The sequence below is a fragment of the Moorena sp. genome (assembly GCF_982860115.1).
The window spans coordinates 1-9,403 of record NZ_CEYLVT010000266.1; the positions used below are offsets into that span (position 1 = coordinate 1).

Consider the following 9,403-nt stretch of genomic DNA (forward strand, 5'->3'; position numbering starts at 1 on the left):
CTCCCTACTCCCTACTCCCTACTCCCTACTCCCTACTCCCTACTCCCTACTCCCAGCTCAGAAGTCCCTACTGCTTTTGGCAGGGAAACCGCTACCGGTATAGTAGCCTGGGGTTGATGGAGGCGAATCAGCTGGGCTAGGGTTTTTTTCAACTGGGTGCGAGGTACAATGGCATCAACAAAGCCGTGATCTAGCAGATATTCAGAGGTCTGGAAATTATCCGGTAGCTTTTCTCTTAGGGTCTGCTCAATCACTCGTCGTCCAGCAAATCCAATTAATGCCTTCGGTTCCGCTATGATAATATCTCCTAACATGGCGAAACTGGCGGTCACCCCACCAGTGGTAGGATGAGTCAGCACTGGAATGTAGAGTAGTCTGGCTTGACGATGGCGTTCCAAGGCACCAGAGATTTTGGCCATTTGCATCAGGCTTAACATCCCTTCCTGCATTCTGGCTCCACCAGATGCACAAACAATTACAACCGGTACCTGTCGCTTGGTTCCTTCTTCTATCAAACGAGTCAGTTTTTCCCCAACTACGGAACCCATACTACCGCCCATGAACCGGAAGTCCATCACTCCCAAAGCAATAGGCAAATTCTCTAGCTTACCGGTGCCGGTTTGTACCGCATCTGTGAGCTTGGTTTTTTCTTGGCTGTCTCGCAAACGATCACTATAGGATTTGCGATCGCAAAACTTGAGGGGATCCGTCGGATGTAGGTGTTCATCCAGTGAGATCCAGGTCTGATGGTCAATCAGCTGGCGGATCCGCTCGTCACTAGGGACTCGCATATGATGGCCACATTCACTGCAAACCATTTGATTAGCTTGCAGGTCTCTGGCGTAGGATAGAACTCCGCAAGCTTCACACTTTTTCCATAGCCCATCAGCAATCTCCCGTTCTTGAGGTTGTTTAGGGGTTGGTTCAATTTTTCGTCTATTGGCAAACCAATCGAATAGAGACATAAAAATTCTTAATCCTGTTAACGTATTATCGTGAATGTGCGACTCGTGGCGAATTTAATTACGGGTCAAGCGCACCTATATTTTTTTAGCTATAATCTGATTTATCTGATTGTCATGCCTGCTCTTCCTCTGGGGAACTCAACAACAGTAAGGCTGTCCATTGATCTGGTGAGCGAACTTGTAAAGCCGCAGGACTACCTGCACCTAAATAAGACATGATCCCAATATCAAGAATCCGACTTGGAATATCATGAGCAGCTAGCACCTGCTGCATCAGCTCGGCTTCCCAGCGAAGATTGGTAGTTCTGATTGTTATCCAAGACACAGGCCAATACCAATAGCACCAATAGTAGAGTTTTCAGAGCCTTTGAATTTGATAGTTTAATTTCATCTATAGTTTTCTTTATAGGTTATACTTATTTATAAGTATTATGATTAGTAGACAATTAGCTAAAATTTTATAATAGGTTAATTTTTATAGGTTTCCTATTATATAGGACGTTTAAGCTTTCCCTTTTCAAGGTCTCAATTAAGATAGTGAGCGAACATTATTCAACAGGTGCGACCAGTGGCGAATTTAATAATTAGATGGAAAAAGCGCACCTAAGATACGTTTTAGCTCAATGGGAAAAACAGTTCTAGGTAAGTGGACACTATTAATTTACCCCACAGTAGAGTCAATCCTGCTCCCAACCCTAGAAAAGGACCAAAGGGCATTGGCTGTTTGCGATTCATCCAACCGAGGGCAATGGCTGCGCCACCAGCAAACGCCCCTACACCACAAGCGATGAAACTAGCCAAGAGCAAATACTTCCACCCTAACCAAGCTCCCATCATCGCCGCTAGCTTAGCATCTCCTCCCCCCATAGCGGATTGACCAAAGGCAATCGAACCCCCAAAGGCAATCAGGTCAAACAACCAAATCCCTAGCACTGCACCTACCACCCCAGTCATTAATTGAGGAATTATTGCTATGGGTTGAGACCCCTCCAAAAAACCAGTAGTTCCTTGAAATACTAAACCAGCCACTAATCCAGACTGAGTTAGGGAATTCGGTAGGGTCATAGTATCGATATCAATCAGAGCCAGAGTCAACAGCCAGCTCAAAAATGCCCAATACCCTAGGGTTTGCCAACCCCAACCATAGATCCAAAAAACTAGTAAAAACAGTACACCTGTTATGGCCTCTACTAGGGGATAGCGGCTGGAAATCTTGGTATTACAGTGACGGCAACGTCCTTTTAACCACAGCCAGCCCATTACCGGAACATTCTCTCGCTTTCCCAGCTTATGGAGACAATGGGGACAGCGAGAGGGAGGCCAAAGGATGGATAAACCAGCAGGTAGTCGGTAAACGACTACATTGAGGAAACTGCCAATAGACGCACCACTAGCGAAAACTATTGCGAAAACTATCGACGTTGTCAAGGCAGCGGATACTTCAACCATATCCTGTATCACTTGCTAATTGCTATTGGTTACTACCATAAAACTAAGCCGTTTAACAGATTGACTTAATATTTATTAATAAAAATCTCCTTGTAGTTGACTCAAAGGCACAAAGCATTCAGTTGGTAGAAGGATAGGTTTATCACTAAAGATTAACTTTCCTCTGAGGGTATATCTGTCAATGGCTACACCAGATGGCTGTTCATCAAGGTATGGATGAACTTCGTAGTAAACCTGGTAGATGTGCTTAGCTGCTCTCAAAACCGTAGGGTCTAGCAGCTTCGGTAGCTCAAGCCGAGTTTGGTAGTTTTCTTGTCTTTGCTGTGATGTATACACCACACTTTTTACCCTATTATTTCAGTTTGACTTTAATGCAATCACGCCTTCACGGCAAGGGGGTATTTCCGCAAAAGCGATGCAGCGCGGTCTTGGGGGTTCCCCCCATGAGCGACTGCATCAAGACAGGGTACTGATTAACCAGGGGAAACCAACCGATTTTCCTGAGTTATGATAAGTAACAGCAGGTTTACCAGATAATATCAAGGGATAATATCAAGATTGTTCTAGGCACTGAATTAGGGACTCTCCCATAGCACGACAACCTAAGAGAGTCATCCCTTCTGAGATGATATCTCCTGTGCGATCGCCTTTATCTAAAACCTTGACAACTGCTTGTTCAATGCAATCTGCTGCTTCAGGCTGGTCCAAGCCATAACGTAACATCATCGCAGCACTGAGCACCATCGCTAGGGGATTAGCTTTATCAAGACCCGCAATATCTGGAGCCGAGCCATGAACCGGTTCAAAGACTCCAGGGTTAGATTCGCTTAAACTAGCAGAGGGTAACATGCCAATACTACCGGTAAGCATAGCAGCAGCATCCGATAAAATATCCCCGAACATATTACCGGTAACAATGGTATCAAATTGTTTTGGAGCTCTGACCAATTGCATAGCAGCATTATCCACGTATAGGTGAGACAGTTCCACATCCGGATATTCTGCTGCTAGGGTTGTAATGCGATCACGCCACAACTGGGAGACATCCAACACATTAGCTTTATCCACCGAACACAGTTTACCACCGCGTTTTTTAGCCGTTTCAAACCCTACTCTACCAATGCGGTCAATTTCGGCTTCGGTGTAAGCCATAGTATTGACTCCCCGTTTCTCCCCAGTTTCCTGATTAAAAATTCCTTTAGGTTGTCCAAAGTAGATCCCACCAGTCAGTTCTCTAACCACCATAATATCTACCCCTTCAACCACGTTTCGTTTCAAGGTCGAGGCATCAATCAGTTGGGGGAATATTGTCGCTGGTCGCAGATTAGCAAACAACCCTAATCCTGCTCTTAATCCCAACAATCCCGTTTCTGGTCGTTGGTGGCGCGGCAGATTATCCCACTTGTAACCCCCAATTGCAGCGAGTAAAACCGCATCACTATTGCGACATAGTTCTAGGGTGTCAGTAGGTAGGGGTTCATTAGTAGCATCAATAGCTACGCCACCGATTAGGGCTTCAGTAAATTTAAAATTAATATCGAATCGCTTGCCAACGAGGTTCAATACATCTACAGCTACTGCCATGATTTCTGGGCCAATCCCGTCACCAGGTAGCAGGGTAATGCGGTAGGAGTAAGTCATAGTTAGTTTGGTCGATGCTCAAGTATGAGGTGTCGTGGGTTTGACACTCCCCGCCCTGGAAGGACGGGGATTCCCAGATCTACGATCGGCCTTAAACCTTTGTGTCCTAATCTTTGACGCCGCCAAAAATCGGGCAATATCTAAACCAAAATCCCGTCAAGACTAAGACTCTAGTCAGTTCACAAAAGACCCAGCGGGCTAATCTCCTTGGGCGTTTAGCAACAAGATTGGGAAGTGCCTTATGAAGTCGGTTGCTTCCCTGTTTCACTTGGTTCCGGCGTGCCCCGCCGTACCATTTATTTTCAAACTGTGCTTTCCTGGGTTCACACACCAACTGTTAATTGATGATTGGGTTTTTAAGGAGGACTTTCCCTACCCTCCGGGCATTACTACTTTAAGGTCGAGCAGTGGCGGGTCTTTCTCCCGGTTGCGCCTCGGTTTTTCAGCCTGTACCCTGTAACCACCATATACCAAATGAAACTTGTGAGTGACAACTAAAAAGCCGTCCTAGAAGGACGGGGTTTTAGACCCAAAGTTTTTGATAAGTTATAGCGTTCGATACTATAGCATCTGGCCGGTGTATCAGGGTAATTTTTTGATCAGCAGAGGTGGCAAGGGATATGTGAAGGGATGTAACCGATGTAACCGATAGATCAGACTTCGCAACAAGGTAACAGTCCGGAAGGAATCCCTAAACTAGCGATAACTAAATAAAAATCAATAATTCAAATAATTCTAGACAAGCTGAACCGCCCTAGGTCAACCCATAGATCAAGAATAAAGCGCTAGGCTGGAAAAAAAAACAACATCTGAATTTCCCTTTGTGGTACGACCCCGCGCTTTCTTGGAAAGGCTAGGGAACTCGAAGCAATAGGAGGCTTTGCTCTTATCCTATATTGGCTCAGACAGACCTTAGTCTTAGGTAATTTAAATAACTAAAACCAGACTCTGATGGTAAAAGAATTGGCTATTGATATCCGTGGACTCACGAAGCAATTCGACCGGCATGTAGCTGTCCATGAGGTGGATTTGCAAGTGGAAAGCGGTGAAGTTTACGGCTTAATTGGACCGAATGGTGCTGGGAAAACCACCCTGATCCGGATGTTAGCTGCAGCGGAAGAACCTACCACTGGTGAGATTTACATCAATGGTCAGCGTTTGCTAAGAGATCAAAGCAATCCTAGGCTAAAACAGCGTTTAGGCTATCTACCTGATGATTTTCCCCTCTATGAAGATTTGACGGTTTGGGACTACCTAGACTACTTTGCACGTCTATATAAATTACGAGGCTCAAAACGCCGACAACGCTTATACGATGTTCTGGAACTGATTGAATTAACCAACAAGCGTAATAGTTTGATTTCAACCCTCTCCCGGGGGATGAAACAGCGCCTTAGCCTGGCTCGAACTATTATTCATGAACCAATTTTACTGCTGCTGGATGAGCCAGTCTCTGGTCTTGACCCCATTGCTAGAATGAAGTTTCGGGAAATTATTAAGGTTCTCCAAGAAGCGGGGATGACCATTCTAATTTCCTCCCATGTCTTGAGTGATTTAGCCCAACTGTGTAGCTCCGTAGGCATCATGGAATTAGGGTATCTGGTAGAAAGCGCACCCCTAGATGAGTTTTACCAGCGTCTTGGTCGCCAGCAAATTCTGTTGTCAAGCCTAGGTCAGCTGGATGTACTTAAAGGGGAATTGAAAAATAATCCCCTTGTAGAAGACTGGGAGATATTACCAGAACCAGGTCGGATGCGGATTCATTTTTCAGGAGGTCAAGAGGATTGTGCACAGCTATTGCGATCGCTGGTTAATGCTGGGATTCCCTTGACAGAATTCCAGTGCTCTCAAGAAGACTTAGAAACAATTTTCCTTAAATTAGGTCATCAGCAAGCATCATAGCTCGATCATAGCTGCATCATAACTAGGCGAGTAAAAGGAGACTAATAGCGATATGGCACTTAATAATTTAGTTAACCAACTTGGGGAATTGAATCCCCAAGTGTTTCGAGAACTCAAAGGGAGTTTCAAACAGCGCAATGTCCTGATTACAGTGGCAATATCCTTGGTTGGTCAGTTGGTGATGCTGATCGGTTTTGGAAGTCAGCTACCAGTGGCTGATGGTGACCGTACCATTTACAGCCGATATTGCACTGGTGTCAAGTACGATTATCAGATTCCTTGCCTACCAGATGGCTTCGGAGGTTTTGAGATTAACTGGTCTCTGTGGTGGCAAGATGTATTTGTCTGGCTGAGTCTTATCGGTATCTTCAGCTTGTTGGTGGTTGGCACCTATATGCTAATCAGTGACCTCTCTAAAGAAGAAAGTCGTGGCACCTTGAACTTTCTGCGGCTGACACCTCAGTCAAGCCGGAGCATCCTAGGTGGCAAACTACTGGGGGTACCAGCATTGCTTTATCTAGCAGTTGCTTTTGCCCTACCATTACATTTTTGGGCAGCTATTGCTGGTAAAATCCATTTACTTGAGCTTTTAGGATTTTACACCGTTCTCGGTACCAGTTGCCTATTTTGCTATAGTATGGCGCTACTATTTGGCTTAGTTAGCAGATCTCTAGGAGGTTTCCAAGCTTGGTTAGGTTCTGGTGCTGTACTCATCTTTTTGTGGATCACGACCATGGTGATTCATGACAGTGGTGTCAGCCATTACCCAGCCGACTGGCTAACGTTGTTTAATCCTACCATTGTCTTACCGTACCTGATTGATTCTAATTCCTTTGATGGGAGTAGGATTTCTACTTATCACCGTAGTTTCCAAGATTTGCGCTGGTTTGGTATCCATATCGGTGCCAGTTTCTGGACTATGGCTGGTTTTATTGTCCTCAACTACGGTGTTGGGACCTACTGGTTTGGGCAAGGGCTAAATCGTTGCTTCCATAACCCTAAAGCTACCTTGATTAACAAGCAACAAAGTTACTGGCTGACCGCTAGCTTTCAAGCGGTGATTTTAGGATTTGCCCTCAACCCTCAATACAAAAACTGGCGTGGTTATACCCATGGCTTGGAAGAGAATTCACAGATGCTGCTGGTGTTCAACCTGGTGCTGTTTTTAGCTCTGATTGCTGCCTTGAGTCCCCATCGACAAACCTTACAAGATTGGGCTCGTTACCGACATCAGGATCGGACTTTCCGCAAAAAAGGAGGGCTGATAGCTGACTTAATCTGGGGTGACAAAAGTCCGGCTGTGGTGGCAGTGGCAATAAATTGTGCGATCGCATCTGCGATGTTGCTGCCATGGATCCTACTTTGGCCTGCCAATGAGTACAAGATAGCTGCCCTGTTCGCACTGTTGCTCAATAGCAGTATTATCATGATTTACGCCACAGTTGCTCAGTTAATGCTGTTGATGAAAGCAAAGAAGCGAGCCGCTGGTGCAGTGATAACGGTAGGAGGATTGATTCTTTTACCCCCCATTCTTTTCTCGATTGGGTCGATGCATCCCTATGATACTCCTGCTGTATGGCTATTTTCCGCATTCCATTGGACTAGTTTGGAGCATGCTACTGCAACTAGTGTTTTCTTGGCCATCATTGCTCAGTCCCTAGCCCTAACGTTATTGAACGTAAACCTAGGACGACAATTGCGACAAGCAGGAGAATCGACAACCAAAGCCTTGCTTTCTGGAAAAACCCAATTACCCGTCACTGCTGATTAAGTTTTTTAGTTTACCTAAGGGTTGTTTCGACCCTTAGGTCGCGCGTCGAGCAACTTTCCTATCCTAATCAAGGACTGGATTATCACAGGGTTTTTTATCCTAATTATCGCGAAACATTTAAACAAAAAATCTAGCTTGGAGTGTTTAGCTTTATCCCAAGGCTTCGCTCCTATTTTTTTATAAAGATCGAAACGCTGAAAACCCCGTCTCTTTAGAGCGGGTATGAAAGCGAATAGCGGCTAAAGCCGCCTACAAAAAAAACAGGTTAGAGTTTACTATTTTAGTCTGGAGATGCTAGACTAAAATAGTCACAGAGAGGGTCGAAAGTGATGATTGTTTTAGAGTTTAAAGTTAAAGGAAAAAAGAACCAGTACTCGGCTATTGATGAAGCCATTCGGACGGTTAAATTCATCCGGAATAGCTGTCTTAGGTATTGGATGGACAATAAAGGGGTTAACAAGTTTGACCTCAACAAGTATAGTGCAGTGCTGGCTAAAAAGTTCCCTTTCGCTAGTGAATTAAACTCTACCGCTCGTCAGTCTAGCGCTGAAAGAGCCTGGTCATCAATTATTCGGTTCTTTGACAACTGCAAGAAAAAAGTACCTGGAAAGAAAGGTTTCCCACGCTTTCAAAAGCACTGTAGATTCGGCGTAGCCGACGCTGCGCGAACGGTTGAGTACAAACAGTCGGGATGGAAGTTGTCCCCTGATAAGAAGTCAATCACATTCAGTGATAAAAAAGGATTGACCTTCGGTCACGCTACGCGAACGGAAAGCTAAAGCTCAAGGGAACCTGGGACTTGTGGCGCTTTGATAAGAAGCAGATAAAACGAGTCCGTATAGTCAAAAGAGCAGATGGTTACTACGTTCAATTCTGCGTCTCAGTTGATGTGACTGAAGAATTAGAACCATCTAAAAACACTGTTGGACTAGATGTAGGACTAAAAGAGCTCTACACTGATTCTGATGGTAAGTCTGAACCCAACCCCAGGTTTTATAGAGTTGGGGAAAAGCGATTAAAGTTTTATCAACGCCGGGTTTCCCGGAGAAAGAAAGGCTCTGCTAACCGCAAGAAAGCGATCAATAGATTAGGTAGACAGCACCTTAAAATAAGTAGGCAACGTGTTGGCGAAGCCTGCGCGAAGCGCATAGAGCACGCCAAGAGACTGGGAACGAAGTTACCGCAAGAAGAGTGCAGCCTTTATAGTTGGTAGGCTATGCATCAAAGGTGACAGATTTTGTTCTAAGGCTGCACTCTTCTAAGGTTTCGTCTCCGGCGCGCTGCGTAATCCGGTCTAACGACCTGGTCGCCTATGAAGATTTAAGAGTAAAAAATTTAGTTAAAAATCACTGTCTGGCTAAGTCTATTAATGATGCAGGTTGGTATCAATTCAGGAAATGGTTGGAGCATTTTGGCACTAAGTTTGGTCGGGTCACAATTGCGGTTAATCCTGCCTATACAAGCCAAAACTGTTCTGAATGCGGTGAAGTGGTCAAGAAGTCACTATCCACTAGGACTCACGTCTGTAAATGTGGCTGTAAATTAGATTCGCCGAAGGCGACGCTACGCGAACGTGATCACAACGCTGCAATCAACATCCTAAAACGAGCCTTGGGTACGGTGGGGTTTGAAGTTACCGTAAGTAGAGTGGAGCCTTTACAGGGGACTGGCTATG

General features: G+C 45.1%; 8 protein-coding genes and 1 pseudogene. 4 read left to right on the forward strand and 5 right to left on the reverse strand.

Translation table 11 applies throughout. The annotated features are described in order from the left end of the window. Positions 1–32: 32 nt before the first annotated feature. From accD to leuB, 5 genes are all read right to left on the reverse strand, one after another. Complete coding sequence (gene accD, locus AC4II3_RS28490; RefSeq protein ID WP_488017497.1) at positions 33–965, reverse strand: acetyl-CoA carboxylase, carboxyltransferase subunit beta; 933 nt, start codon at positions 963–965, stop codon at positions 33–35. A 112-nt stretch (positions 966–1,077) separates the two neighbouring features. After that, positions 1,078–1,290: a hypothetical protein gene (locus AC4II3_RS28495; protein ID WP_488015329.1), complete on the reverse strand. Its 213-nt coding sequence runs from the start codon at positions 1,288–1,290 to the stop codon at positions 1,078–1,080. A 290-nt stretch (positions 1,291–1,580) separates the two neighbouring features. Continuing rightward, a complete protein-coding gene (locus AC4II3_RS28500) occupies positions 1,581–2,414 on the reverse strand; it encodes a prepilin peptidase (protein ID WP_488015331.1) in 834 nt (277 codons plus the stop codon). 75 nt (positions 2,415–2,489) lie between these two features. Further along, positions 2,490–2,750, reverse strand: a complete 261-nt coding sequence (locus AC4II3_RS28505; RefSeq protein ID WP_293087423.1) for a hypothetical protein — start codon at positions 2,748–2,750, stop codon at positions 2,490–2,492. A gap of 216 nt (positions 2,751–2,966) precedes the next feature. Next, positions 2,967–4,055, reverse strand: coding sequence for a 3-isopropylmalate dehydrogenase (gene leuB / locus AC4II3_RS28510; protein ID WP_488015333.1), 1,089 nt, complete (start codon positions 4,053–4,055; stop codon positions 2,967–2,969). Between the two features lie 951 nt (positions 4,056–5,006). On the opposite strand from leuB, the gene AC4II3_RS28515 reads away from it, so the two are divergent. From AC4II3_RS28515 to AC4II3_RS28530, 4 genes and pseudogenes are all read left to right on the forward strand, one after another. Next, entirely contained in the window at positions 5,007–5,957 is a 951-nt protein-coding gene (locus AC4II3_RS28515; protein WP_070395840.1) for an ABC transporter ATP-binding protein, read from the forward strand. A gap of 52 nt (positions 5,958–6,009) precedes the next feature. Beyond that, positions 6,010–7,728 carry an ABC transporter permease gene (locus tag AC4II3_RS28520; RefSeq protein WP_488015336.1) on the forward strand — a complete coding sequence of 573 codons (1,719 nt, stop codon included), beginning with the start codon at positions 6,010–6,012 and terminating at the stop codon, positions 7,726–7,728. A 329-nt stretch (positions 7,729–8,057) separates the two neighbouring features. Beyond that, positions 8,058–8,990: pseudogene (locus tag AC4II3_RS28525) on the forward strand (RNA-guided endonuclease InsQ/TnpB family protein). Continuing rightward, positions 8,956–9,403: RNA-guided endonuclease InsQ/TnpB family protein (locus tag AC4II3_RS28530; RefSeq protein WP_490722977.1), on the forward strand; the 448-nt coding region annotated here is incomplete at its 3' end. The pseudogene AC4II3_RS28525 and the gene AC4II3_RS28530, both read left to right, overlap by 35 nt.

Coding starts and splice junctions, on each gene's coding strand:
- accD (WP_488017497.1), bottom strand. CDS start 965: ATGTCTCTATTCGATTGGTTTGCCAATAGACGAAAAATTGAACCAACC.
- AC4II3_RS28500 (WP_488015331.1), bottom strand. CDS start 2,414: ATGGTTGAAGTATCCGCTGCCTTGACAACGTCGATAGTTTTCGCAATA.
- leuB (WP_488015333.1), bottom strand. CDS start 4,055: ATGACTTACTCCTACCGCATTACCCTGCTACCTGGTGACGGGATTGGC.
- AC4II3_RS28515 (WP_070395840.1), top strand. CDS start 5,007: ATGGTAAAAGAATTGGCTATTGATATCCGTGGACTCACGAAGCAATTC.
- AC4II3_RS28520 (WP_488015336.1), top strand. CDS start 6,010: ATGGCACTTAATAATTTAGTTAACCAACTTGGGGAATTGAATCCCCAA.